Source organism: Marinobacterium nitratireducens (assembly GCF_014645375.1).
Classification (GTDB): Bacteria; Pseudomonadota; Gammaproteobacteria; order Pseudomonadales; family Balneatricaceae; genus Marinobacterium_A; species Marinobacterium_A nitratireducens.
In genome coordinates this window covers 269,510-294,619 of record NZ_BMLT01000002.1, presented here as the reverse complement: position 1 = coordinate 294,619, position 25,110 = coordinate 269,510, and the positions used below count along the sequence as shown (strand labels likewise).

The 25,110-nt window shown below is 63.7% G+C and carries 20 protein-coding genes; 12 read left to right on the top strand and 8 right to left on the bottom strand.

The features are described from left to right. Positions 1-178: 178 nt before the first annotated feature. Together IEX85_RS04290 and purT are read left to right on the top strand one after the other, a co-directional pair. Positions 179-973 carry a DUF5602 domain-containing protein gene (locus tag IEX85_RS04290; RefSeq protein WP_229721787.1) on the top strand — a complete coding sequence of 265 codons (795 nt, stop codon included), beginning with the start codon at positions 179-181 and terminating at the stop codon, positions 971-973. Positions 974-1,137: 164 nt separating this feature from the next. Continuing rightward, the gene (gene purT, locus IEX85_RS04285; protein ID WP_188858684.1) at positions 1,138-2,313 is read left to right on the top strand and encodes a formate-dependent phosphoribosylglycinamide formyltransferase; all 1,176 of its coding nucleotides are present in this window, start codon (positions 1,138-1,140) and stop codon (positions 2,311-2,313) included. A 103-nt stretch (positions 2,314-2,416) separates the two neighbouring features. On the opposite strand, the gene IEX85_RS04280 is transcribed toward purT, so the two are convergent. Next, a complete protein-coding gene (locus IEX85_RS04280) occupies positions 2,417-2,656 on the bottom strand; it encodes a GlsB/YeaQ/YmgE family stress response membrane protein (protein ID WP_188858682.1) in 240 nt (79 codons plus the stop codon). A 188-nt stretch (positions 2,657-2,844) separates the two neighbouring features. Here IEX85_RS04280 and IEX85_RS04275 point away from each other — a divergent pair, with 188 nt between their 5' ends. From IEX85_RS04275 to IEX85_RS04265, 3 genes are read left to right on the top strand one after another with little or no spacing between them, the layout of a single operon-like run. After that, complete coding sequence (locus IEX85_RS04275; RefSeq protein WP_188858681.1) at positions 2,845-3,921, top strand: phytanoyl-CoA dioxygenase family protein; 1,077 nt, start codon at positions 2,845-2,847, stop codon at positions 3,919-3,921. Then, entirely contained in the window at positions 3,905-4,291 is a 387-nt protein-coding gene (locus IEX85_RS04270) for a hypothetical protein (RefSeq protein ID WP_188858679.1), read from the top strand. Before IEX85_RS04275 ends, IEX85_RS04270 begins: the two co-directional genes overlap by 17 nt. Positions 4,292-4,341: 50 nt before the next feature. Further along, the gene (locus IEX85_RS04265; RefSeq protein WP_188858677.1) at positions 4,342-4,683 is read left to right on the top strand and encodes a DOPA 4,5-dioxygenase family protein; all 342 of its coding nucleotides are present in this window, start codon (positions 4,342-4,344) and stop codon (positions 4,681-4,683) included. 16 nt (positions 4,684-4,699) lie between these two features. Here IEX85_RS04265 and IEX85_RS04260 read toward each other — a convergent pair whose 3' ends face one another. The 3 genes from IEX85_RS04260 to IEX85_RS04250 form a co-directional block, all read right to left on the bottom strand. Then, positions 4,700-5,650: a carbon-nitrogen hydrolase family protein gene (locus IEX85_RS04260; protein WP_229721786.1), complete on the bottom strand. Its 951-nt coding sequence runs from the start codon at positions 5,648-5,650 to the stop codon at positions 4,700-4,702. Further along, a complete protein-coding gene (locus IEX85_RS04255) occupies positions 5,647-6,234 on the bottom strand; it encodes a GNAT family N-acetyltransferase (RefSeq protein ID WP_188858675.1) in 588 nt (195 codons plus the stop codon). The genes IEX85_RS04260 and IEX85_RS04255 overlap by 4 nt, the downstream gene beginning before the upstream one ends. A 230-nt stretch (positions 6,235-6,464) precedes the next feature. Then, positions 6,465-6,731, bottom strand: coding sequence for a hypothetical protein (locus IEX85_RS04250; RefSeq protein ID WP_188858673.1), 267 nt, complete (start codon positions 6,729-6,731; stop codon positions 6,465-6,467). Positions 6,732-7,186: 455 nt separating this feature from the next. Between IEX85_RS04250 and IEX85_RS04245 the strand changes: the two genes are divergently transcribed. Together IEX85_RS04245 and ilvN are read left to right on the top strand one after the other, a co-directional pair. After that, positions 7,187-8,908, top strand: a complete 1,722-nt coding sequence (locus IEX85_RS04245; protein WP_188858671.1) for an acetolactate synthase 3 large subunit — start codon at positions 7,187-7,189, stop codon at positions 8,906-8,908. Between the two features lie 2 nt (positions 8,909-8,910). Continuing rightward, on the top strand, positions 8,911-9,402 hold the full coding sequence (ilvN, locus tag IEX85_RS04240; protein ID WP_188858669.1) for an acetolactate synthase small subunit: 492 nt from the start codon (positions 8,911-8,913) through the stop codon (positions 9,400-9,402). A gap of 355 nt (positions 9,403-9,757) precedes the next feature. Here the strand turns inward: ilvN and IEX85_RS04235 are convergent, their stop codons facing one another. After that, positions 9,758-12,013, bottom strand: coding sequence for an arginine/lysine/ornithine decarboxylase (locus tag IEX85_RS04235; RefSeq protein WP_188858660.1), 2,256 nt, complete (start codon positions 12,011-12,013; stop codon positions 9,758-9,760). A 208-nt stretch (positions 12,014-12,221) separates the two neighbouring features. Here IEX85_RS04235 and IEX85_RS04230 point away from each other — a divergent pair, with 208 nt between their 5' ends. Both IEX85_RS04230 and radD read left to right on the top strand, forming a co-directional pair. Beyond that, positions 12,222-15,314, top strand: a complete 3,093-nt coding sequence (locus IEX85_RS04230; RefSeq protein ID WP_188858658.1) for an ABC transporter transmembrane domain-containing protein — start codon at positions 12,222-12,224, stop codon at positions 15,312-15,314. A gap of 79 nt (positions 15,315-15,393) precedes the next feature. Next, positions 15,394-17,136 carry a DNA repair helicase RadD gene (radD, locus tag IEX85_RS04225; protein ID WP_188858656.1) on the top strand — a complete coding sequence of 581 codons (1,743 nt, stop codon included), beginning with the start codon at positions 15,394-15,396 and terminating at the stop codon, positions 17,134-17,136. A gap of 126 nt (positions 17,137-17,262) precedes the next feature. Here the strand turns inward: radD and IEX85_RS04220 are convergent, their stop codons facing one another. Next, the gene (locus IEX85_RS04220) at positions 17,263-19,182 is read right to left on the bottom strand and encodes a PhoX family protein (RefSeq protein ID WP_188858654.1); all 1,920 of its coding nucleotides are present in this window, start codon (positions 19,180-19,182) and stop codon (positions 17,263-17,265) included. Positions 19,183-19,305: 123 nt separating this feature from the next. On the opposite strand from IEX85_RS04220, the gene IEX85_RS04215 reads away from it, so the two are divergent. Beyond that, positions 19,306-19,977, top strand: a complete 672-nt coding sequence (locus IEX85_RS04215) for an HAD family hydrolase (protein WP_188858652.1) — start codon at positions 19,306-19,308, stop codon at positions 19,975-19,977. Beyond that, positions 19,974-20,375, top strand: coding sequence for an acyl-CoA thioesterase (locus IEX85_RS04210; protein ID WP_188858650.1), 402 nt, complete (start codon positions 19,974-19,976; stop codon positions 20,373-20,375). The genes IEX85_RS04215 and IEX85_RS04210 overlap by 4 nt, the downstream gene beginning before the upstream one ends. A gap of 74 nt (positions 20,376-20,449) precedes the next feature. Here IEX85_RS04210 and IEX85_RS04205 read toward each other — a convergent pair whose 3' ends face one another. Beyond that, a complete protein-coding gene (locus IEX85_RS04205; RefSeq protein ID WP_188858648.1) occupies positions 20,450-21,022 on the bottom strand; it encodes a class I SAM-dependent methyltransferase in 573 nt (190 codons plus the stop codon). Between the two features lie 97 nt (positions 21,023-21,119). After that, positions 21,120-23,132 (bottom strand): DNA helicase Rep, encoded by a 2,013-nt coding sequence (gene rep, locus IEX85_RS04200; protein WP_188858646.1) that lies wholly within the window; start codon positions 23,130-23,132, stop codon positions 21,120-21,122. A 219-nt stretch (positions 23,133-23,351) separates the two neighbouring features. Between rep and IEX85_RS04195 the strand changes: the two genes are divergently transcribed. Beyond that, positions 23,352-25,064: a putative bifunctional diguanylate cyclase/phosphodiesterase gene (locus IEX85_RS04195; protein WP_188858644.1), complete on the top strand. Its 1,713-nt coding sequence runs from the start codon at positions 23,352-23,354 to the stop codon at positions 25,062-25,064. Positions 25,065-25,110: the final 46 nt, after the last annotated feature.

Genomic DNA, 25,110 nt, shown 5'->3' with positions numbered 1-25,110 from the left:
CTCGCAGTACGAAAAAACCACCGGCGCCCGCGGCATTCCCGCGGGCGCCTTTTTTGCGTCTGCAGAGCAAATTGGCGCCGCCACTGGCGCTCCCGCCCGTCCCGGTCCATGCTTCGAGCACACCGGCAGCCGCTGACCCGCGCCGGTAGCATGGGTTCATCCTACGAGGGCTTTGAAAATGATGCCGTTACCCGGTTCGCGACGCGGCGCCGTCGCCCTGCTCGCACTGACCGCTGCATTGTCCCTGGGCTGCTCGGTGCAGCAACAGCAAACCTCGCTTGCCGGCACCTACGAAGGGGCGCCGGTCGCCATCGGCGAGGGCCAGGCCTGGACCTTCGTCACACTGGATGATCAGGGCAACCCCGGCACCCTGGGCATTCGTCTGAGCGAAAAGGCCCTGTCGGGCCTGCCCGCCGAGCCGCCGGTCAGCGGCGGCGAGTGGGAGTACCAGCTTGCGCTGCCCAGGGAAGCTGCCGGCAGCGGTTACGATCATGTCACCGTCGACTGGAATCCCCACGGCCATATTCCGGAAGGCGTCTACAACGTGCCCCACTTCGATTTTCACTTTTACGTGATCGACGCCGACACCCGCAACGCCATCACCGCCGTGGGCGATGACCTGGAACGGTCGCACAAGCAACCCGAGGCCAGCTACATGCCTGCCGGTTACGTCCTGCCGCCCGGTACCGAAGTCCCCAGGATGGGCGCCCACGCGATCGACCCGGCGGGTGACGAGTTCCAGAACAGGCCCTTCACCCAGACATTCATCTACGGCTTCTACGATGGCAGCATCATCTTCATGGAACCGATGATCACGCTGAGTTTCCTGCAGTCCCGCCCCAGCGTTTCGACACCGATCAAGCAGCCGGCGGCTTACCTCGGCGGTTTCGCCTACCCGAATCGCTATGGCGTCCGTTACGACAGCGCAGCGAAGCAGTACGAGATCACCCTTAACGACCTGGCGCGGCATTGAGGACTCCCGCGGCAAAATCCATTCGCCAGTAGGAGCGGTGCCCCGCCGCGAATGAACCGGCATACAGGGGTTGTTCGCGACGAGGCGCCGCTCCCACACGCTGGTCGTTTGGCCGGCGACCCCCTACAATAGCGCCCAATTTTTAACCGACTGGACGTAATCCCATGCTAGGAACAGCCCTCTCTCCGGGCTCCACCCGCGTGCTGCTATGCGGCTGCGGCGAGCTCGGCAAGGAAGTGGTCATCGAACTGCAACGCCTCGGCGTCGAGGTGATCGCCGTGGACCGTTACGATAACGCCCCCGCCATGCAGGTCGCCCATCGCAGCCATACCCTCAACATGCTCGACGGCGCTGCACTGAGGGCCGTCGTCGAAGCGGAAAGGCCCGACCTGATCGTGCCGGAAATCGAGGCGTTGGCCACCGGCACCCTGGCGGAGCTGGAACGGGAAGGCTTCCGGGTGGTGCCCACGGCCCGCGCCACGCAGCTGACCATGAACCGGGAAGGCATTCGGCGCCTCGCAGCCGAGGAGCTCGGCCTGCCCACCTCCGACTACCGCTTCGCCGACAGCGTCGACGACTACCGCGCGGCCGTTGCAGAGATCGGCCTGCCCTGCGTCGTCAAGCCGGTGATGAGCTCGTCCGGCAAGGGACAGAGCCTGGTACGCAGCGAAGCCGATATCGAAGGCGCCTGGCAGTATGCCCAGGAGGGAGGCCGCGCCGGTCAGGGCCGGGTAATCGTCGAGGGCTTCGTCAGCTTCGACTACGAAATCACGCTGCTGACCATCAGTGCCGTCGACGGCATCCACTTCTGCGCCCCCATCGGCCACCGCCAGGAAGACGGCGACTACCGCGAACCCTGGCAGCCGCAGGCGATGTCGCCGAAGGCGCTGGAGCGCTCGCAGCAGATCGCCCGGGCAGTGGTGGAAAACCTGGCAGGGCACGGCCTTTACGGGGTCGAGCTGTTCGTCTCGGGCGACGATGTCTGGTTCAGCGAAGTATCGCCGCGGCCCCACGATACCGGGCTGGTAACGCTGATCTCCCAGGATCTCTCGGAATTCGCGCTGCACGTGCGTGCCATCCTTGGCCTGCCGGTCGGCAACATTGTCCAGCGCGGGCCAAGCGCCTCGGCGGTAATCCTCGGCGAAGGCCAGTCCAGCGACCTTCGCTTCGAGGGGATCGCCGAAGCCCTGGCACAGCCCGACACCCAGCTGCGACTGTTCGGCAAGCCGGATATCGACGGCCGCCGTCGTCTCGGCGTGGCCCTGGCGCGGGCGGAATCGGTGGAAGAAGCCGTTGAACGTGCCAAGCAGGCCGCCGCGACGGTAAAAATCCACTACTGAAACTGAAGGTGGCGTAGGGTGCTGGTGAACGGAGTGAACCGCACCGATTGTTGATGGTGCGCATCGCTGCGCTCAGCGGCACCCTACGGCCGGATGCTGTGCATTACTTTCTGAGCAACCGCCCGGCATAGAGCAGGATCACCGCGCCGATGGTCGCGGTGATCAGCGAGCCGACAAAGCCACCGGTCTTGACCCCGACCAGGCCGAACAGAAACCCGCCGACGACCGCGCCCACGATTCCCAGTACGATATTGCCGAGCAGGCCGAAACCATCGCCCTTCATCAGGGTTCCCGCCAGCCAACCGGCGAGCCCGCCGATAATCAGAAACGCGATCAATCCCATAGCCTTGCCTCCGTTCGTTCGAAACCCCCAGTATAGCCATGAAGATGACCGGTTCGTGACCCTTGCGCCAGATCAAGGAGCAGCAGGTTCCCGCCCGGCGACACTTGTCATCGGACTCCCTGCCCTATAGTGTGCTGCCAGGAACCGTTCCCGCCATCCCGGGAACAGACACAGATTGAGGATCGCGGATGAGCGCACTGCGTTGGCTGAAACTGCCGATCTGGCTGGCGGAGCTGGCCACTTCGGCCAAGTCCTTCAAGGACAACCCGATCATCGGCAGCGAAACGCTGAACCGGCACGGACTGCACGTCTTCCGCAAGAAGCTGGCGTGCGATCTGGCGGACTGGCGCCGCAAGCGACTGGCCAGGCGGATCCGGCCGGAAGAGGTCGAGGAGTTCGAGCGTAACGGCTTCATTCTCAAGCAGAACCTGCTCCCCGACGAGGAGTTCGCGGCGGTGCGCCGGGAAATCTACAGCTACAGCGGCGACATGCGCGAGATGACCCAGGGCAACACCGTGACCCGCCGCGTACTGCTCGATGCCCGAACCCTGAAGCAGATGCCCCACGTCGACAAACTGCTGCGCAGCGAACGCTGGAAAGGCCTGATGCGCTATGTGTCCAGCTACGACATGGAGCCTGTTTATTACATCCAGGTGATCCTGACTCACCTGGACAACCGGCCCGACGATCCCCAGACCGTGCTGCACATGGACGCCTTCCATCCGTCGATGAAAGCCTGGTTCTTCATGGACGAGGTGGAGCCCCACAAGGGACCCTTCACCTACGTGCCCGGCTCCCACCGCGCCGATGCACCCCGCCTGGCCTGGGAAAAACAGCAAAGCATCACCGTGGGCAAGGGCGACGACCGCCTCGCCGCCCGCGGGTCGCTGCGCATTCAGCCCGAGGAGCTGGCAGCACTCGGACTGCCGCAGGCAGTGCCACTGGCGGTCCCCGGCAACAGCCTGGTGGTCGGCGACACCGTGGGGTTCCACGCCCGCGGCCGCAGCAGCGAGCCGTCGGTTCGGGTCGAACTCTGGGCCTACGCCCGCCGCAACCCCTACCTGCCCTGGCTGGGGCTGGACGTCTTCTCACTGCCGTTCATACGCGGCCGTCAGGTGCGGCTGTTCTGGTGGTACCTGGATCTGCGCCACCGACTGACCGGCCGCGGACGGCCCTGGGCGCCGGTCCACCGCAACAGTATCACCGAGACCGTCCGCAATCAGGAAACCCCACAACCGACGGCCGCCCGTGCCCGGCAGGCTTAGCCGCCTTTTTCGCCGGCGCCCTCCCCGGGCGCTGGTGATGCTCGGTATCGACTACGGCTGCCACCAGTGGTATCAGGCCCTGCATGCCGGCCGTGACTTCCGCATCCGCGCCTTCATCGATGACGAACCCTGGAATCACCGCACCCGCATCGGCGAAGCACCGGTACAGTACCCCGGCGAACTGGTGGCGCTGGTGCGCAAGCACGATGCCTGCGCGGTGCTTCAGGTGGAGGGAGCCAAGGTCCCGCCGGTCGATTCCTGGGCACGGGAGGAACTCGCGACACTGAAGGTACCGGTGCTGGTTCTACCGGCACGGATACCACCGCAGCCCTCGGTACTGCTTGCGTCTCTGATCGAACGCCGGGCCTGATTCAGGTTACACTTTTGATCCGAGCCTTCTGATCGCGACAGGAAATCCCCATGACCAAAGCCCACGCCTTTCACGCCCACGTCTATTTCGATGAGCGCAGCGCCGCAGAGGCCGAAGCCCTTTGCCAGCGCGCCGGCGAGGAACTGGGGGTGCGGGTCGGGCGCTTTCACCGCAAGCTCGTTGGCCCCCATCCGCGCTGGAGCTGCCAACTGTCGGAGCGCATCGAGCGCCTGGGTCCCGCGCTTGCGTGGCTGGCGGAGAACCGCGGCGAGCTGACGATCTTCACCCACCTGGTCACCGACGACGACCTCACCGACCATACCCAGCATGCGATCTGGATGGGCGAAATGCTCGAGCTGGATCTGAGGCAGTTTCTGCCGGACGCCGACTGAGCGCCCAGCCGCGGCATCAAACCTCTGCGGCGCTGCGCCCGACTATTTCCAGCACGCCATGGTCGAACTGCTCCGGCCAGTCGCGCCGCGTCAGCACCTGGCCGCGCAGCCGCACCCCGTGCAACGCCGCGAAGTCGAGTTCCTGTATCAGCCAGCGGCTTTCGGTCACCTCGGCGCTAGCGCTCTGGGCCAGTACGCCGTCATCCGGCAGACCGTAATCCGGCGGCAGGTAGAGCGCGGCGCGACCGGTATTGATATCGACCGCCGGCGACCAGTCGGCAACACCCGCGGTCGGCGACTGCAGCACCGCGACCTGCCCTTCCAGTGCCCGCGCCTGGCAACCGATCCGCACCCGGTGATAGCCCGCCTGGGTATCGGTACAGCTTGGCGCCAGAATCAGATCGACGCCGGCGTCGACCAGCTGACGGCCCAGCATCGGAAACTCGTTGTCATAGCAGATCAGGATGCCGATACGGGCGAAGGGCGCCTCGAATACCCGCAGCCCCTGCCCGGCACCGATGTACCACTGCTCGCGCTCGAAGCGCGTCATGATCAGCTTGTCCTGATGACCGACGACGCCGTCCGGTCCGAACAGCCAGCAGCGATTGCGATAAATGCCGTCATCATCCAGCACCGGCAGGCTGCCCGGGCAGAACCAGATGCCGTGCCGGCGCGCCAGGTTTTCGCAAAGCTCGAGCCAGCGCGGGATCAGCGCCTGCATCGCGGTGATAGATCCCTGCAGGTCGGAGCGGATCGAAGGTTCCAGCTGGCCCGTCAACGCCATGCCGGCGTACTCGGGTAGCAACAGCAATTCGGCATCGCGGGCGACCGCCTCGGCGACAAGCCCGCTCAGATGTGCCTCGTAGGCGTCCCAGCTTTCGAGCAGCTCGATGGCGTACTGGCAGGCAGCCAGCTTGACCAGGTGCGGATTCGTTTGCTGCAGGGACCCGCTGTCACGGGCGTTCATATCAGTTCCCTCAGCCAGAAAGACATCGGTTTGGCGGTTTCGCAGGTCTCGCCGACATCTTTCCAGCGGTATTCGGTACGCAGCGTCGGCTGATGCACATAGCCACGGTTGGCCCAGAAGTCATTCAGCTGAACATGGTCCGCCGGTCGCAACGGGTGATCGGCGGGGCGCTCGACGGCACAGAAGGCGCAGTGGCGGAAGCGCCCGAGCCTTCGCGCGTAGGCTTCGCGCTCCTCGAAGAAACGCACGCCCAGTCCCTGACCGCGGTATTCCGGCAGCAGGACCGACTCGCCGAAGTAAAAGATCTCGTCGGGGTTCCAGCCGGCCTCGACGAACGGGCGCCTGAACTCCTCGGTCTCGTCCGCCATCGGCACGCCGGTCGCGGCGCCGACCACGCGGTCGCCGTCCAGCGCCAGCACGAACAGGCTTTCGGGGGACCGGGCATAGGTGCCCAGATAGTCGCGCTCGTAGTCGAGGCTGCCGTCGTAGAGATAGGGAAAGGCGCGAAACACCTCGATGCGAAGGCGCGCCAGGTCGTCGATATGGGGGGCGATCGCCTCGCCGCAGAGGGTTTTGATCTGCATGGTATGGCTCCGGCCGGATTCGGTTCGGAGCGTTTATACCATAATGCGCCCGACGGGAAATGGCCGGGAGCGACATCGGTAGGGGCGGCGTACCCAAACTTAAGGGCACTTCCCCGCCGCGAACAACCGCGGTCCCAGGCCGGTTCGCGGCGAGGCGCCGCTCCTACCATCAGAGCCGGTTTGGCACTCTGCCGCCCCCTTTCGCCCGGGGACCGGGCTCCTACACAAGCTCAGTACAACGCCTTCTCGTCGCGGATCACGTCGCGCAGCACCTGCAGAAACAGCTTGTCGGCATCGCTGTGCTTGGCGGGAATCTTGACGTTGGTGGTCGAGGACAGCTCTTCGGCGATCAGCTCGTCGGCATTTTTCTCATTGGCGTACTTGCGCGCGATATCGAGCGCCTTGGCGTTGATATCCGGCTCCACCAGCACTTTGCGGATAAAGAGCAGCAGCTCGTTGATGACCTTTTCCGGCTGTTTGACTTCGGACACTCTCATGCTGTGTTTCTCCTGAAAACCTCTGCAGAAACTATAACGCCTTTCGGCATTTCTGTTTAGGGAAGCCAGGCTGTTTTCCCCGGCAGAGCCGACATCTTCGCCCAAGAAGCGGGATTGGCCAGTTTTTCAAGCAAATTCAGCGCATTCCAGTTGAACAAAAGTCATGCCGGTGCGAGAATGTCCGCCTCATTTTGAGGCCTTGAGCGCGTAGGTAAACCCGAAGCTCTGGCGAGACGGTGTCCCGTACTGTTTCCCGATGGCCTGCCGGCTGGGCAACCCCCCGCTCCGGCAAGCACCCGAGCGAAGCCTCCACCTCTCAACCCTGGAATGGTTGGGAATATCTCCACCAAAGCATCAACGCAGCTTCAGTGGACGGCTTTGTTCAACGTTGCAGAAACAAAAACTGTTACGCGCTTTTCCCTTGCCGGGGACTGGCGCACTAGAGGGTGAATACAGTGGAATTACTTTCAGGCGCAGAAATGGTCGTTCGTGCTCTCCGTGACGAGGGCGTGAAATATATCTATGGTTATCCGGGCGGCGCCCTGCTGCACGTTTACGATGCCATTTTCCAGCAGGACGAAGTCCAGCATATTCTTGTGCGCCACGAACAGGCGGCGACCCATATGGCGGACGCCTATGCCCGCGCCACCGGCAAGGCCGGCGTCGCACTGGTGACCTCGGGCCCCGGCGCCACCAATGCCGTCACCGGCATTGCCACCGCCTACATGGACTCGATCCCGATGGTGGTCATCACCGGTCAGGTCATGAGCCATCTGGTTGGCGAGGACGCTTTCCAGGAAACCGACATGATGGGCATCTCCCGCCCCATCGTGAAGCACAACTTCAGCGTTTCCCACGCCGAAGAGATTCCGACGGTCATCAAGAAGGCCTTCCATATCGCCCAGACCGGCCGTCCCGGCCCCGTCGTCGTCGATATCCCGAAGGACATGACCACGCCGACCGAACGCTTCGAGTACGAATACCCGAAGTCGGTCAAGCTGCGCTCCTACAACCCGATCAGCCGCGGCCACAGCGGTCAGATCAAGAAGGCCACCGACCTGCTGCTGGCGGCGCGTCGCCCGGTTATCTACGCCGGCGGCGGCGTCATCATGGGTGAAGCCAGCAACGAGCTCACCGAGCTGGCGAAACTGCTGAACTACCCGGTGACCTGCACCCTGATGGGCCTCGGCGCCTACCCGGGCACCGACCGGCAGTCGCTCGGCATGCTCGGCATGCACGGCAGCTATGAAGCCAATATGGCGATGCACCACTCGGACCTGATTCTGTGCGTCGGCGCGCGTTTCGACGACCGCGTCACCAACGGCGTCGACAAGTTCTGCCCGACCGCCAAGATCATCCACATCGACATCGATCCCGCGTCCATCTCCAAGACCGTCAAGGCCGACATTCCGATCGTCGGCCCTGCGCAGGGCGTGCTGACCGAGATGCTCGAGCTGGTTGCAGGATCCAAGAAGCATCCGGACGAGTCCGCGCTCAAGGCCTGGTGGGAACAGATCGACGAGTGGCGCGCGCGCCACGGCGGCCGTTACAGCACCGACGACTCCGAGCTGATGAAGCCGCAGCAGGTCATCGAGATGCTGAGCAAGGTCACCAACGGCGACGCCTATGTCTGCTCCGACGTTGGCCAGCACCAGATGTTCGCGGCCCAGTACTACAAGTTCAACAAGCCCAATCGCTGGATCAACTCCGGCGGCCTCGGCACCATGGGCTTCGGCCTGCCCGCGGCGATGGGCGTCAAGCTGAACTTCCCGGACGCCGACGTGGCCTGCGTCACCGGCGAGGGCAGCATCCAGATGAACATTCAGGAGCTCTCCACCTGCAAGCAGTACGATCTGCCGGTGAAGATCATCAACCTCAACAACCAGTCCCTTGGCATGGTGCGCCAGTGGCAGGACATGAACTACGAATCGCGGCACTCGCATTCGTACATGAAGTCGCTGCCGGACTTCATCAAGCTGGCCGAGGCCTACGGTCACGTCGGCATGAAGGTCGAAAAATACGAGGACCTGGAAGCGGCGATGCGCGAAGCCTTCGCGCTGAAGGATCGCCTGGTGTTCATGGACATCTACGTGGACCCGTTCGAACACGTCTACCCGATGCAGGTAGCGCGCGGCTCGATGCGTGACATGTGGCTGAACAAGACGGAGAGAACCTGACAATGCGACACATCATTTCAGTTCTGTTGGAAAACGAACCGGGTGCCCTGTCGCGTGTCGTCGGGCTCTTTTCGCAGCGCAATTACAACATCGAGTCCCTGACCGTGGCCCCGACCGACGACGCGACGCTGTCGCGCCTGACCGTCACCACCATCGGCGACGATCGTGTAATCGAGCAGATCACCAAGCACCTGAACAAGCTGATCGACGTGGTCAAGGTCGTCGACCTCACCGAAGGCGACCATATCGAGCGCGAACTGATGATGATCAAGCTCAAGGCCTCGGGCGCCACCCGCGCCGAGATCAAGCGCACCGCCGATATTTTCCGCGGCCAGATCATCGACGTCACGCCGACCACCTACACGGTGCAGCTGATCGGCGCCAGCGACAAGCTGGACGCCTTCATCAGCGCCCTGGGTGCGACCAGCATCATGGAAGTGGTGCGTTCCGGCGTCTCCGGCATCGCCCGCGGCGAGAAGACGCTGAGCCTCTAATCGCTGCGCGATTGCCGTAACCCAAGAACGCCCGCATTTGCGGGCGTTCTTCGTTTCCGGGCAGTAAGCCGCTTTGAGCGGCGGCGGCCGACTCTTCAATACTGCGAACTACACCTGAGTGGGCAAAGACGGGAAGGACATCGTGCAGGAAGCATAAGTCCTGGATTCCCGCGTTCGCGGGAACGACGATAACGGTAACTGAAATGCGGGAGTGACGGGTCAGGACCCGGACGGGTAATGACGGAGCTGACGGATTCGCGAAAAGCCACCCGCCGTTCCGTCACGCCCGCGAAAGTACCCGTCATTCTTGAGAACTCTCCCGTCATTCCCGCGAACGCGGGAAGCGGTTACCGTCTCAGCTCTTCACCGCGTCGACGAAGTAGTGATCGACGCCGTCGATGGTCTCGCGTACCAGGCCGTGCACATCGGTTTCGAAGCCGGGGAAGCGGCCGTTGAAATCGCGCACGAACTGCAGGTACTTGACGATGGTGGCGTTGTAGCACTCGCCCGGGATCAGCAGCGGTATGCCCGGCGGGTACGGCGTTACCAGCATCGCCGTGATACGGCCTTCCAGCTCGTCGATCGGCACCCGCTCCACCTGACGGTGCGCCATCTTGGCCCAGGCGTCGGCCGGCGTCATCGCGGGCTGGATCTTCGACAGGTACATGTCGGTGGTGATCCTGGCGACATCGTACTCGCGGTACACCTCGTGGATCTCGCTGCACAGGTCGCGCAGCCCCACCCGCTCGTACTGCGGATAGGCGCGGGCGAATTCCGGCATGATGCGCCACATCGGCTGGTTGTGATCGTAGTCGTCCTTGAACTGCTGCAGCTCGGTCACCATCGAGTTCCAGCGGCCCTTGGTGATGCCGATGGTGAACATGATGAAGAACGAGTAGAGGCCGGTCTTCTCGATGATGATGCCGTGCTCGGCCAGGTACTTGCTCACGATCGCCGCCGGGATACCGAAGTCGTCGAAGTTGCCGTCGACATCGAGCCCCGGGGTGATGATCGTCGCCTTGATCGGGTCGAGCATGTTGAAGCCCGACTCGATCTCGCCGAATCCGTGCCAGCGATCGCCGGAATGAATCACCCAGTCGTCGCGATCGCCAACGCCCTCGTCGGCGAGATGGTCCGGCCCCCAGACCTGGAACCACCAGTCGTCCTTGCCGAACTCCTCGTCCACCTTGCGCATGGCGCGGCGGAAGTCCAGCGCCTCGAGAATCGACTCCTCCACCAGCGCGGTGCCGCCCGGCGGCTCCATCATCGCCGCCGCGACATCGCAGGAAGCGATGATGGCGTACTGCGGGCTGGTCGAGGAGTGCATCAGGTAGGACTCGTTGAAACGATGCGTATCCAGCTTGCGCGACTGGCTGTCCTGCACCAGAATCTGCGACGCCTGCGACAGGCCGGCCAGCAGTTTGTGGGTCGACTGGGTCGCGAACACCAGGGTATCGTCCGAGCGCGGCCGGCCCTGGCCGATGGCGTGCATGTTGCGATAGAAGCTGTGAAAGGCCGCGTGTGGCAGCCAGGCCTCGTCGAAGTGCAGGGTGTCGATGGTACTGCCGAGCATCGACTTGATGGTCTCGACGTTGTACAGCACGCCGTCGTAGGTACTCTGGGTGATGGTCAGAATACGCGGCTTCTTGTTGGCGGCGTTGCGGGCGAAGGGGTTGTCGGCGATCTTCTTGCGAATCGCCTCCGGGTCGAACTCGCTCTTGGGAATCGGGCCGATAATGCCGTAGTGGTTGCGCGTCGGCATCAGGAACACCGGAATCGCGCCGGTCATGATGATCGAGTGCAGAATCGACTTGTGGCAGTTGCGGTCGACCACGACAATATCGCCCGGCGCCACCGTCGAGTGCCAGACCACCTTGTTCGAGGTCGAGGTGCCGTTGGTAACGAAAAACAGGTGGTCGCAGCCGAAAATGCGCGCCGCATTGCGCTCGCTGGCCGCCACGGGACCGGTGTGGTCCAGCAACTGGCCGAGTTCGTCGACCGCATTGCAGACGTCGGCGCGCAGCATGTTTTCACCGAAGAACTGGTGGAACATCTGCCCCACCGGGCTCTTCAGGAAAGCGACGCCGCCGGAATGTCCGGGGCAGTGCCAGGAGTAGGAGCTGTCGCTGGCATAGTCCATCAGCGCGTTGAAAAACGGCGGCGCTAGCGAATCGAGATACTTGCGCGCCTCGCGGATAATATGACGCGCGACGAACTCCGGCGTGTCCTCGAACATGTGAATGAAGCCGTGCAGTTCGCGCAGGATCTCGTTGGGAATATGCCGAGAGGTACGGGTTTCGCCGTACAGGAACACCGGTATGTCGGTGTTGCGCTTGCGCACTTCCTGAATAAAGCCGCGGACCCCGGCAAGCCCCCGCTCGACATCGGCCTCGCTGCCGTCGCCGAACTCCTCGTCGTCGATGGAGACGATGAAACAGGAGGCACGGCTTGCCTGCTGCGCGAAAGCCGTCAGATCGCCGTAACTGGTAAATCCGACGACCTCGACCCCCTCCTGGCCGATAGCCTCGGCGAGGTCGCGGATGCCGGAACCGGAAATGTTTTCGGAGCGGAAGTCTTCGTCGATGATGACAACGGGAAAGCGAAATTTCATGTGCGGCCGTTCACTCGATGGTTACAGGAATGAATGGCAGGCGGACGCCTGTCGGATTAAAGGATAGCAGTGCCCACCTGTCCGTGAGAGACGGGCGGTGAAGGGCGAGCAATAGTATCCCGATCCGGGCGACTGCGATAGTGAAGATTTCGCCTCGCCCGGCGCGACTAAACTGAAGTGGATTCCGCTCGAAGGACAGTGCCGCCCGATGCCACAGAACGATACCCGCCCGCCATCGTCGACTGACCGGCTGGAGCCCACCCTGATGCGCTTCATCTGGCGCTACAGCGCGCGCCAGCAGCTGATATTGCTGGCGATCACGCTATTGTCCTTTCCGGTCCTCTACGCCAGTCTCGAACTGCCCAAACGCATCCTCAACGACGCCATCGGCGGCAATCTGTTCCCGGTCAGCCTGTTCGGTCTCGAGCTCGGGCAACTGCAGCTGCTGTTGCTGCTCTGCGTCCTGTTCCTGCTGACGCTGCTGCTGAACGGCCTGATCAAGATGCGCCTCAACATCTACAAGGGCCTGGTCGGCGAGCGCCTGCTGCGGCGCCTGCGCTACCGGCTCGTCACCCAGATGATGCGCTTTCCCACCAGCCGCTTCCGGCGCACCTCACAGGGCGAGGTGGTGTCCATGATCACCGCCGAGGTGGAGCCGCTCAGCGGGATCATGGGCGATGCCCTGGCTCACCCGCTGTTCCAGGCCGGCCAGATGCTGACCATCCTCACCTTTCTGTTCGTGCAGAGTCCCTGGTTCGGTCTCGCCGGTATCGCCATGGTGCCGCTGCAGGCGATCATCACGCCGTTGCTGCAGCGGCGCATCAACCGCCTGCACCGAGAGCGCGTGAAACGGGTACGCAAGCTGTCGGAGCTGATCGGCGAAAGCGTGCAGGGCCTCGAGGACCTGCGCATCAACGGCGGACTGCCCTACGCGCTGGCGCTCTTCAGCCACCGCCTCGGCGGTCTGTTCTGGATCCGCGCCGACATCTTTCGCAAGAAATTCTTCATGAAGTTTCTGAACAACTTCATCAACAACCTGCCGCCGTTTTTCTTCTACATCGCCGGCGGTTACCTGGTGATCCAGGGCGAGCTGTCGGTCGGCGCCCTGGTGGCGGCCATTTCGGCGAACAAGGACATACTGGCGCCCTGGCGCGAGCTGCTCAGCTATATCAGTCAGATTCAGGAAACCAGCGACCGCTACCTCAGCCTGGTCGACCAGTTCGAGCCCGACGATATCATGCCGGCCCGGCTGTTCGAGGATCAGCCCGGCGAGATTCCGCGGCTGGATGGCGACATCCGCCTCGAACAGGTCAACGTCACCGACAGCAACGGCAGTTCGCTGCTCACCGATATCAGCCTCGAAATACCCGCCGGGGCCCTGGTCGCGGTGGAAAGTCGCAGCGCACCGGTGCGCCAGGCATTGGCCCAGGTGCTGAGCCGCAGTATCCAGGTGACGTCCGGACGCATAGAAGTCAACGGTCATGACCTTGGCGAGCTGCCCCAATCGGTCATCGCCGCCCGTATCGGTCTGGCCACCGGCACGCCCTACCTGTTCAATGCGTCTGTCGGCGAGAACGTCTATATGCCGCTGCGCGGCGACCCCCGCACCGAGGCACCGGATTCGCGCAGCCGCGATCCGCAGCTGCGCGAGGCGATCCTCTCGGGCAACAGCACCTACCCGGTCAACGCCGAGTGGCTCGATCTGTCCCGCGCCGGCTTCACCAGCCAGGAAGAGATGCGTCAGTGGTGGCTGCAGCTGATCGAGGTCATGGGTAGCGAGGAATACCTGCTGCAACGCTCGCTCGATTCCCGCTTCGACCCGTCGGATCGTCCTGAGCTGGCCCAGGAACTGGTCAAGCTGCGGCCTGTCGTCGCCGCGCGTCTGAAGGCGGAGCATCTCGAGGGGCAGGTGCACCTGTTCGACAGCACCCGGCTGAACCCGACGCTGACACTGGGCGAGAACCTGCTGTTCGCGCTTCGGGACAACAGCGCATCGGTGCCACAGGAGGAAGCTTATTCCCGGCTGATCGACTGGCTGATCGATTCCGGCTACGGGCCCGAGCTGGCCCAGTTCGCCGACACTCAGCTCGAGACCCTGATCCAGACCTTCGCATCGGTCGGCCCCGCGCACCCGCTGTTTCAGCGTTTGAACGGGCTGAGCGCCGACCAGTACCATGTGCTGGAAGCGCTGTACCAGAAGCTTCAGTCCGGCCGCATGATCAATGCCAGGGAGCGACGCATCTGGCTCTCGCTGCCGTTCATTCTGGCGCCGGAGCAGCTGGACATGGCGCTGCCCAAGGGAATCGGCGCGGCGGTGCTGGCGCTGCGCGAGAGTTGCATCGAGCGTTTCGGCGAAGCTCTGCAGCCCTACTACCGCCCGCTCGACGTCGAGGCCTTCAACTCCGACCTCAGCGTAATGGAAAACCTGCTGTTCGGGCGCCTGGCCCGGGCCGGCGAGACGCGCGAAAAACAGATTCGCAGCCTGGTCGCCGACAGCGTGCAACAGGCCGGTCTGCAATCGAAGCTATGGCTGCTGGTGCGCAGCCTGCCCGCCGGCATCGGCGGCTCGGAACTGCCACAGACATCCCGGGAGCGGTTCGGCTTCCTGCGCGCCCTGGTCAAGCGGCCGGACATCCTGATCCTCGATCAGGCACTGGCCACCCACGCCCCGCGGAACAGGCTCGAATCGCTCGAGGCACTGCGCCGGCTGCTGCCCGAAACCACCATCCTGGTGATGGAGCCAAGCTTCAAGGATACCAGCGAGTACGACCTGGTGGTGCGGCTCAAGGATGGCCGCCTGCACCTCGACGAGACCGTCGCCGCCAGGCGCGCCAGTGAAAGCAGTACCGATTTCGAGCGCAAATACCGGGTCATCGCCGGAGCCTCGGTATTCTCGCACCTCGGCACAGGCCCGATCCGCCTGCTCGCCTATGCCGCCCGCTGGGTAAGGGCCGATACCGGCGAGTGCCTGTTCCGCGCCGGCGACGCCCCCGATGGCGCCTACATCCTGGCCGAGGGTATCGCCCAGATGCGCTGGCCCGGCTCCGCCGCCGACGAGCCCTCGGTGACCGATGTCGGGCCAGGACGGCTGATCGGCGACCTCTCGGTGATTCTCGACCGGCCCCGCAGCATGGACCTGATGGCGGTGCGACCGGTGCTGGCGCTGCGACTCGAACGGCGCGAGCTGATGCAGATCATCGAGAACGACGTGCGGGTGGCCACCACACTGCTGCGGACGGTGTCCGAACACCTCTACGAGGCGGCCGAGGAGATACGCGTCGAGCGCTACGAGGATCTCTGAACGACAGCGCGGGTGACTTTGCACCCTGCTGCGGCGACGGTATCATGCCGGCTCAATCAGCCCCCGCGATTCGAGGACGATGCCCCAGATCCGTCTGCGCCCCTATCAGCAGCAGGCCGTCGACGCCACGCTGCGCCATTTTCGCGCCAGCGACGAGCCGGCCGTGATCGTGCTGCCCACCGGCGCCGGCAAGAGCCTGGTGATCGCGGAACTCGCCCGGCTGGCCCGCCGGCGTATTCTGGTGCTGGCGCATGTCCGCGAACTGGTGGAGCAGAATCACGCCAAGTACAGCGCCTTCGGTCTCGAGGCGGGTATTTTCTCCGCCGGCCTCGGTCGCAAGGAAGCCGGGCACCAGGTCACCTTCGCCAGTGTGCAGTCGGTCAGTCGCAATCTCGAGAGCTTCGCCGGCGACTATTCGCTGCTGATCGTCGACGAATGCCACCGCGTCGGCGATGCCGACGGCAGCCAGTACCAGCAGATCATCTCCCGGCTGCGGGAACAGAATCCGCGTCTCAAGGTGCTGGGGCTCACCGCCACGCCGTACCGTCTTGGCCAGGGCTGGATCTACCAGTTCCACCACCGCGGTTTCGTACGCAGCGAAGAGGCGCGGCCCTTCCGCCACTGCATCTACGAACTGCCGCTGCGCCAGCTGATCCGCGAGGGCTACCTGACGCCGCCGCAGACGATCGATGCCAGCATCGCCCACTACGATTTCTCATCGCTGACGCCGGGGCGCAACGGCGAATACCGCGAGACCGAACTCAACAGCCTGCTGGCACGCCATCCGCGGGTAACCCGCGCCATCTGCGAGCAGGTGCTGCAACTGGCACAGGAGCGTGCCGGCGTGATGATTTTCGCCGCCACCGTCGAGCATGCCCGCGAAATCTGCGGCTATCTGCCACCGGACTGCACCGCACTGGTCACCGGAGATACCCCGGGGCGCGAGCGCGAGACACTGATCAATCGCTTCAAGCAGCGGGAGCTGAAGTTTCTGGTCAACGTCGCGGTGCTGACCACCGGCTTCGACGCACCCCATGTCGACCTGATCGCGATACTGCGCCCGACCCAGTCGGTCAGCCTGTACCAGCAGATCGTCGGCCGAGGGCTGCGCCTGGCACCTGGCAAGGAAAACTGCCTGGTGATCGACTACGCCGGCAACGGCTTCGATCTGTTCGCGCCGGAGGTCGGCAGCCCCAAACCCGACAGCGACAGCGAGCCGGTGCAGGTATTCTGCCCCGGCTGCGGCTTCGCCAACATCTTCTGGGGGCGCACCGACGGCGCCGGCCAGGTGATCGAGCACCATGGCCGGCGCTGCCAGGGCTGGTTCGAGGATGACGAGGGTCGGCGCGAGCAGTGCGACTACCGCTTCCGCTTCAAGTCCTGTCCCCACTGTGGCGCCGAGAATGATATCGCCGCCCGACGCTGCGGCCAGTGCGACGGCACCATCATCGATCCGGACGACCTGCTGAAGAAGGCGCTGCAGCTGAAGGATGCGATGGTGATACGCTGCGCCGGCATCAGCCTGTCGGAGCACAGGGGCGCGCTGCGGGTCACCTATCACGACGAGCAGGGGGAGGAACTGCACGAGCGCTTCGACCTCGCGCACAACGGCCAGCGCGCGGTCTTCAACCGTCTTTTCGGCCGCCGTTTCGGCGCCGGTGCAAAGCCCCGGACATTCGATAACCTTGCCGAGGTACTGGCCGTCGCCCATGACTTCCGGGGACCGGACTTCGTGATCGCCCGCAAGTCCGGCCGCCACTGGCGCGTGCGTGAACGCCTGTTCGACTATAGCGGCCCTTACCGCAAGGCGAATGAACTATGACGGGAAAACCGCAGGAGCCCGGTCTCCGGGCGAACGCCTGCGGATCGAACAGATTCGCCCACGGAGTGGGCTCCTACCGAGGATCGGCAGGGGCGACGCCTCACCCGTCGCCCGTCACCTTGAGGATCAGGCGCCGATCACGCCGCCGTCTTCGCGGGTGACCATCACGATGCTGGAGCGCGGCTTGCCGCCCTCCTTATGCTCCGGAAAGCCACCGGTCGGGTGCTGGATGCCGACGAACATCGTGCGGTAGTCCTCGGAGAAGGTCAGGCCGGTCACTTCGCAGCCGGTCGGCCCCACCAGGAAGCGACGGATTTCACCGCTCCCGGTATCGGCGCAGAGCATCTGGTTGTTGCCCATGCCGGCGAAATCACCGGTGTTGGAGTCGTCGCCGTCGGTCTGGATCCAGAGTCGGCCATCGCGGTCGAACGCCAGGCCGTCCGGGCTGTTGAACATGTTGTCGGCGGTGATGTTCGACGACCCGGCGTAGGCGTCCTGGTGCCGAGCCGGATTGCCGGCCAGCAGGAACAGGTCCCAATCGAACTCGGCGGCGGTGTGGTCGCCACCCTTCGCCTGCCAGCGGATGATCTGTCCGTAGTGGTTGGACGCGCGCGGGTTGGGCCCGTTCAGCGGCTGGCTGTCCTTGTTGCCGCGGTGCTTGTTGTTGGTCAGCGCGCAGTAGACCTGACCATTGTGCGGGTTGGCGCTGACCCATTCGGGACGATCCATGGTGGTGGCGCCGACCTGCTTCGCCGCCTTGCGGGCCTGGATCAGTACCTCGGCCTGATCGGCAAAGCCGTTGTCGACGGTGAGCCCGTTCCTGCCGTGGCTCAGTTCGATCCAGCGGCCGCTGCCGGCATGGTTATCGCCCTCACCGCCGGTCAGCTGCGCGACGAACAGCGTGCCTTCTTCCAGCAGGCGGCGATTGCCGGCGTCGTTGGCCGGGTCGTACTTGCCGCTGGATACGAACTTGTAAAGGTGCTCGCCGCGCTCATCATCGCCCATATAGACCACGACATGACCATCGCCGTTGACCACCAGCTCGGCGTTCTCGTGCTTGAAGCGCCCCAGCGCGGTGCGCTTCAGCGGCCGCGACTGCGGATCGAAGGGATCGATCTCGACGACCCAGCCAAAGCGATTGGGCTCGTTGGGCGTCTTGCTCAGGTTGAAGCGATCGTCATGCCGCCACCAGCCATAGCGGTCCTCGGCGGCACTGAGACCGTAGTAACGCGCCATGTCCGCCGGTACGTCCTCGTCACGCTCGGCACCGAAGTAGCCATGGAAGTTTTCTTCGCAGGTCAGATAGGTGCCCCAGGGCGTGCGGCCATTGGCGCAGTTGTTGACGGTGCCGAAAACCCGGCGGCCATCGGGATCGGCCGCGGTCTGCACCATCGCGTGGCCGGCGACGGGCCCGGTCATCGCCATTTCGGTTTCAAGATGAATACGACGGTTCAGCCTGGAGTTGTGCACGTAACGCCACTGGCCGCCTTCGCGAACCAGCTCGACAATGGTAACGCCATGTGCCGCCTTGGCCTTCTCGACGTCCTCGCGGGATTCGGCCTGGCCGGTCTCGAGCAGGAACTCGTAGTTGCAGTATTCGTTGTTGACCGCCAGCACCGCGCGATCCGGATCGGCAGAGCCGTCGGCACGTTTCACGTGAAACAGCGCCATGCCGTCGGTATTGTCACCGAACTGTCCGGCCTGGTCGTCCGCACTGTTGCCACCAGCGTGGTCGAACTCGGGCGCGCCGGGCAGCACCGGGTCACCCCAGGACATCAGAATCGAGGTGCGATAGCCCGACGGAACCTGGACGCTGTCCTCGGTTGAGGCGGGAATTCCGGCGAAACCCAGCAACCGTGACGGCTCAACTGCAGCAGCCACGGCCCGGCCAACCGGCGTCAGGCCGAAGAAGCCGGCGATACCCAGTGCCATACCGCCCTTGAGCAGGCCGCGACGGCTGATGACCTGGTCCACCAGGGCATCGAAGTCGGTGTTCTCGATGGCATCGCTTTTCTGGTCGTTTACGTCTCGGAGCTTGGTGTTCATTGGAATCCCTCCAGTAAGAATGGCGGCATCCTAGCCGGCCTTTGTGAAGATCAGATGACCCTTCGCCAGGGCGGGTTTCGCCGTTTCTTTATGGTAGAGTGCCCACAGCATCCAGAGGGAGTCATGATGTCACTGCACGCAATCCTGTTCGACCACGACGGCACCCTGGTCGACTCCGAAGCCACCCATCTTCAGCTCTGGCGCCAGGTTGTGGCCCCCTTCGGTGTCGAGATCCGCGAGCGGGATTACTGGGAGCAGATGCTCGGCGTGCCCGTCGAGCGCAACGCCGCCGACCTGATCCGGATCTACGGTATCGACGCCGGGGCAACGGAGCTGGTGCAGGCCAAGCTCGAAGCCAATGAACGCTTTCTTCGCGACAGCTGCTTTCCGGCGATGCCGGGCGCCAGCCGTATCCTGCAGTCACTCGCCGGCCAGGTTCGACTGGGACTGGTGAGCGGTTCCCAGCGTAACTGCGTCGAAGCCTCGCTGCGCGGCCACGGCTGGCAGACGCTGTTCGAACAGGTCGTGACCGGCGACGACGTCAGCCGCAACAAGCCCCGGCCCGACGGTTATCTGAAGGCGCTCGAACAGATGCGGCTGGAGGCCAGCGACTGCCTCGCCGTGGAGGACACCGAAGTCGGTGTACGCGCGGCCAGGGCGGCGGGACTCCAGGTGATCGCCATTCGCTCGCCACTGGCAGGCAGCCATGACTTCAGCGCCGCCAGCGCCGTGGTGGACAGCCTCGAAGGCGCCCACGACTGGATTCGCACCGAATATAAGGAAATCTCCTCATGAAACAGCCTTTTCGCATCGAGCTGCAGGTCCGGGACTACGAACTGGACATGCAGGGCATCGTCAACAACGGCGTTTATTTCAACTACCTCGAACACGCCCGACACGAGTACCTGCTGGCCAAAGGAGTCGACTTCGCCGCGCTGACCCGTGACGGTATCCATCTGGTGGTGGTGCGTTCGGAACTGGACTACAAGGCCTCGCTGAAAAGCGGCGACCGCTTCGCGGTCGAGGTCACCACCGAGCGCCTCGGCAAGGTGAGGTTCGGCTTTCGCCAGCGCGTGATCCGCCTGGACGACGGGAAAACGGTTCTCGAGGGTCTGGTGATCGGCACCGCGCTCAACGAGCGCGGTCGGCCCTATATCGCGCCGTCGATCGAGTGTCTGTTTGACGAGGCGTGAGAGGTTACGGGTTACGGGTTATGGGTTACGGGTCTATGGTCACCTGTCACCTGTCACCTGTCACCTGTCACCTGTCACGCGACATTGTTTCGCTTGAACAGATAGCGATCCAGACAGTCGCCGTCGCATTCGATCGACCTGTACTCGAGCAGCTCCAGACGCGGGTCGATCCCGACCAGCTCGTCCGGAGCCAGACAGAAACGCGCCGAAAAACCGCTGCGGCGGTGGTGTTCCAGGTTGAAGGTCACCAGTGCCATAGTACCGCCTGGCACCAGTGCAGCCGCCAGCTGCGGCCACAGCGCCGCATCCGGCTTGTAGCGGCAGATGACGATGCTGTCGAAAGCGCCGAGCCCCGCCAGGCAGTCCGGCGCCCCCAGGTCGACACAGCGGGTGGCAAGCACCAGCCGCCGCGCCCGGGCAAAGCCCTGCAGCCGCGCCAGCCCCGCCTCGGCGATATCGACCGCCGTCACCTCGAAGCCCTGCCCGGCCAGATACAGACTGGCCGCGCCGTCCCCGGCGCCGACATCCAGCAGCCGCCCCGGTCTCAGTGCCGGCACAAGCTCGGGTACGAAATCCGGCACCCCGGGCGGATGCTCGCCTCGTTCGAGATAACGCCGGTTCCATTTGTCGCGTACGCCCTCAGTCATTCGACTCTCCGCCTGCTTACCGCTCACGACTTACCGCGTTGACAGCGTTCGCCCGGGGACCGGGCTCCTACAGGCCTTACGCCTCACCCTGCCTCTCTCAAAGCCCGTCGAGCAGGCTCTTGAGACTGTTGAGGGTGGCGCGACCGCGCGCGCGGTTCTGATCCTCGCAGCGGTCTTGCCCCTCGATTTCCAGATCCTCCTGCGGTATCTCGTCGAGGAAGCGGCTCGGCATGCAATCCACCAGTTCGCCGTACTGCTTGCGCTGTTTCGCCAGCGTCATGGTCAGGGTTTCGCGCGCACGGGTGATGCCGACGTAGGCAAGACGCCGCTCCTCCTCGATATTGTCGGTCTCGATGCTGTTGCGATGCGGCAGCAGCTCCTCCTCCATCCCCATCAGAAAGACGTGCGGAAACTCCAGCCCCTTGGAGGCATGCAGCGTCATCAGCTGAACCCGGTCGGAGTCGTCCTCTTCCTCCTGGCGCTCGAGCAAATCGAGCAGAATCAGCCGCGCGATGGTCTCCTCGATACCGGCATCCGGGTCGTCCTCCTGAAGACGCTCCATCGTCGAGCGGATCGAGTCGACCAGGAACCAGATGTTCTGGATGCGCTTTTCCGCCGCCGCTTCGCTGGCGGTATTCTGGTAGATCCAGCCCTCGTAATCGATATCGAGAATCAATTCGCGAATCGCGGCTACCGGATCCGCCTGCCGGCATTGCTGATAGAGCCGCTGCATCCAGCTGCAGAAGCGCCGCAGCCGCTCCACCGCCTGCGCCGGCAGCACCTGCTCGAGACCCATTTCGTCGCAGGCAGCGAACATGCTGACCTGACGCTCGGAGGCATAGGTACCGAGCTTCTGCAACGTGCCGGGGCCGATTTCCCGTCGCGGGGTGTTGATGATGCGTAAAAAGGCATTGTCGTCGTCCGGGTTGATCAGCACCTTCAGGTAAGCCATCAGATCCTTGATCTCGGCACGCGAGAAGAAGGAGGTGCCGCCGGAAAGCTTGTACGGAACCTGGTACGCCTGCAGCTTCACCTCCAGCAGCCGGGCCTGAAAATTGCCCCGATAGAGGATGGCGAAATCGCGAAACGGCACGCCCTTGCGCAGATGGCGATCGAGGATCTCGGTGGCGATACGCTCGCACTCGGTTTCCTCGTTTCGGTTGTAGATAACCCGGATCGGGTCGCCGAACCCCATATCGCTCCAGAGCGTCTTGTCGAACACGTGCGGGTTGTTGGCGATCAGGGTGTTCGCAGCCTTCAGGATACGGCCGGTCGAGCGGTAGTTCTGTTCCAGCTTGACCACCTTGAGGCTCGGAAAGTCTTCGTTCAGCTGCACCAGATTCTCGGGCCGGGCACCGCGCCAGGCGTAGATCGACTGGTCGTCGTCCCCGACCACCGTCAGACCGCCGCGGTGGCCCACCAACTGACGCACCAGCCGGTACTGCGACAGGTTGGTGTCCTGGTACTCGTCCACCAGCAGGTAGCGGATACGGCCCTGCCAGCGCTCCAGCACCTCCGGATGGTTTTGAAACAGCATCACCGGTGTCAGGATCAGGTCGTCGAAGTCGACCGCGTTGTATGCCTTCAGGTGCAGGTTGTAGGACTCGTAGGCCCGGGCCGCGCGTATATCGTCGGGGCCGGTGGCCTGTGCCAGCGCCTGCTCGGGCGTCAGCATGTCGTTCTTCCAGTTGGAAATCTGGTGCGCGATGGTATCGACCTGATCGGTATCTTCGTTGTGGTGCAGCAGCAGATCCTTCAGCAGCGCCTTGCTGTCCTGGTCGTCGAACAGCGAGAAGGCAGACTTCAGCCCCAGCACCCGATGCTCGCGGCGAATGATATTGAGCCCGAGGTTGTGGAAGGTCGATACCGTCAGGCCACGCGCGGCCTTGCCCCTGACCAGCTGGCCGACGCGCTCCTTCATCTCGCGGGAAGCCTTGTTGGTAAAGGTCACCGCCGCGATATGACGCGCCTCGATGCCGCACTTCTCGATCATGTAGGCGATCTTGCGGGTAATGACGCTGGTCTTGCCCGAACCCGCGCCGGCCAGTACCAGCAGCGGGCCACCGACATAGTCGACCGCTTCCTTCTGTCTGGGATTGAGCTTACTCATCTAAATACATTCGAAAATACTAAAGCGCCCGGGTTGGCGGCCGATTACAGGACGACAGGCTGCCTGTGTTATCAGAGGGCTTCGTGTTAAGTTTGGGAGGTCGCGACGCGAAGCAGAGCATTATGCCACGTTCGACGCCGCAGCGGCATGGTCAGGGGTTGAACAATTTTCAGCAGTGCCCGACACCGGTCGAGGCTCATATTCATGGGATACGAATCGATGCAGTCCGCCCAGCGGCAATCCAGTGAGTCCAGCATACGCCTGCTGATCGTCGCCAGAGATCCCCTGGAGCGCGATCGTATTGGCGACCTGCTCGGCCCGGAAGCGGGTTACGAACTGCTGGACTGCAGCGCGATGGAGCAGGCCCTGCTGCTGCTGGAGCGGGAACGGATCGACCTGCTGTTTCTCTGTCTGCCGGCCCGCGAACTGCTGGAAAGTGCCGCGCTGCTGGCGATCAAGCGCAGCAACAGCTGCCTGCCGGTTATCGTACTGGATGACGCCATCGACGATTTTACCGGACGCCGACTGCTCAGCCAGTCGGCGTCCGACTATTTGCCCCTCGAGCAGCTGGACAGCGATACGCTGCAGCGAGCGATACGCTACGCCATCGGCACCAAGCGCCAGGACGAGGAAATCGACCAGCTGCGCCACGCCGACCCACTGACCGCCACCGGCAACCGGCAGTACTTCTACAGCAAGCTGCTCGAGGCACTGGCCCGTATCGACAGCCACGGGCACCGTGTGGCGCTGATCACCATCGACCTCGACGGCTTTCGCAAGCTCAACGACAGCCTGGGCCACTCCGTCGGCGACGGGGTCGTACAGCAACTGAGCCGGCGGCTGCAGGATGTACTGCACGACCAGGTCCTGGCGCGAATCGGCGGCGACGAGTTCGCCATCATCCACGAAGTGGATGCCGACACCGATCTGCGAGCCTCTACCCGGGAGCTTCTCGCCAGCCTGATGCTCGGCGTCAGCGAGCCGTACCGGACCGGCGAGCGCGAGACCATGCTGCCGAGCAGCATCGGTGTGTCCTTCGCCCCTGAGCACAGCCGGGAGTTCGACGCGCTGATCCGCCAGGCCTCCCAGGCACGGCAGCGCGCCAAGCAGACGCACGGCTGCAGCTATGCCATCTTCGAGACGTCCAGGGACTCGGATCCCGCGACCCATATCACGCTGGAGCCGGAACTGTGGGAGGCCCTGCGCCAGGAGCAGTTCGTACTTTTCTACCAGCCTCGCATCGATCTGCGCACGGGCAAGATCATCGGCGCCGAGGCACTGATGCGCTGGCGGCACCCGGAACGCGGCCTGGTGCAGCCCGACGAATTCATACCGGTGGCGGAAAAGACCGGTCTGATCGTGCCCATGGGCTACTGGGCGATCCACCAGGCAGGGCAGGACATGCGCCGCTTTCGCGATGCCGGCTTCCGCTATGGCAGCATCGGCGTGAACCTGTCGTTCCGGCAGTTCAAGGACGAGTTTCTCGCCAGAACCATCCGCCGCATCATCGACAAGAACGAAATCGACCCGACCCGCCTGGAGTTCGAGCTCACCGAATCCGCCCTCTTCGCCGACGAGACCCATGTCCAGAGCTGCCTCAAGGAACTCAGCGAACTGGGGATCGATTTCTCCCTCGACGACTTCGGCACCGGCTATTCGTCGTTCGCGCTGCTGCAGAAACTGCCGATCAGCACACTCAAGATCGACAAGTCGTTCGTCGGCGGCGTCAATTCCAGCAAGGACGACGAGGAAATCGTGCGCGCCGTCATCAACCTCGCGCATAACCTGAACAAGAAAGTGATCGCCGAAGGCGTCGAGAACAAGGCCCAGCTGGAGTTCCTGATCCGACACGAGTGCGACCAGGTGCAGGGATATTTCTTCAGTCCCCCGGTACCGGTCGAGGATTTCATGCGGATGCTGCGTAACAATTGACTGGCCGCCCTCGCGACCCGGCGCAGGGGCTATCAAGGGTATCGGG

Excerpts from the sequence above, each read along its gene's own strand:
- IEX85_RS04205 (WP_188858648.1), bottom strand. The coding sequence starts at position 21,022 with ATGACTGAGGGCGTACGCGACAAATGGAACCGGCGTTATCTCGAACGA.
- IEX85_RS04195 (WP_188858644.1), top strand. The coding sequence starts at position 23,352 with ATGCAGTCCGCCCAGCGGCAATCCAGTGAGTCCAGCATACGCCTGCTG.
- purT (WP_188858684.1), top strand. The coding sequence starts at position 1,138 with ATGCTAGGAACAGCCCTCTCTCCGGGCTCCACCCGCGTGCTGCTATGC.
- IEX85_RS04255 (WP_188858675.1), bottom strand. The coding sequence starts at position 6,234 with ATGCAGATCAAAACCCTCTGCGGCGAGGCGATCGCCCCCCATATCGAC.
- IEX85_RS04275 (WP_188858681.1), top strand. The coding sequence starts at position 2,845 with ATGAGCGCACTGCGTTGGCTGAAACTGCCGATCTGGCTGGCGGAGCTG.
- IEX85_RS04235 (WP_188858660.1), bottom strand. The coding sequence starts at position 12,013 with ATGAAATTTCGCTTTCCCGTTGTCATCATCGACGAAGACTTCCGCTCC.
- IEX85_RS04290 (WP_229721787.1), top strand. The coding sequence starts at position 179 with ATGATGCCGTTACCCGGTTCGCGACGCGGCGCCGTCGCCCTGCTCGCA.
- IEX85_RS04215 (WP_188858652.1), top strand. The coding sequence starts at position 19,306 with ATGATGTCACTGCACGCAATCCTGTTCGACCACGACGGCACCCTGGTC.
- IEX85_RS04220 (WP_188858654.1), bottom strand. The coding sequence starts at position 19,182 with ATGAACACCAAGCTCCGAGACGTAAACGACCAGAAAAGCGATGCCATC.
- radD (WP_188858656.1), top strand. The coding sequence starts at position 15,394 with ATGCCCCAGATCCGTCTGCGCCCCTATCAGCAGCAGGCCGTCGACGCC.
- IEX85_RS04250 (WP_188858673.1), bottom strand. The coding sequence starts at position 6,731 with ATGAGAGTGTCCGAAGTCAAACAGCCGGAAAAGGTCATCAACGAGCTG.
- ilvN (WP_188858669.1), top strand. The coding sequence starts at position 8,911 with ATGCGACACATCATTTCAGTTCTGTTGGAAAACGAACCGGGTGCCCTG.
- IEX85_RS04210 (WP_188858650.1), top strand. The coding sequence starts at position 19,974 with ATGAAACAGCCTTTTCGCATCGAGCTGCAGGTCCGGGACTACGAACTG.
- IEX85_RS04260 (WP_229721786.1), bottom strand. The coding sequence starts at position 5,650 with ATGAACGCCCGTGACAGCGGGTCCCTGCAGCAAACGAATCCGCACCTG.
- IEX85_RS04265 (WP_188858677.1), top strand. The coding sequence starts at position 4,342 with ATGACCAAAGCCCACGCCTTTCACGCCCACGTCTATTTCGATGAGCGC.
- IEX85_RS04280 (WP_188858682.1), bottom strand. The coding sequence starts at position 2,656 with ATGGGATTGATCGCGTTTCTGATTATCGGCGGGCTCGCCGGTTGGCTG.
- IEX85_RS04230 (WP_188858658.1), top strand. The coding sequence starts at position 12,222 with ATGCCACAGAACGATACCCGCCCGCCATCGTCGACTGACCGGCTGGAG.
- rep (WP_188858646.1), bottom strand. The coding sequence starts at position 23,132 with ATGAGTAAGCTCAATCCCAGACAGAAGGAAGCGGTCGACTATGTCGGT.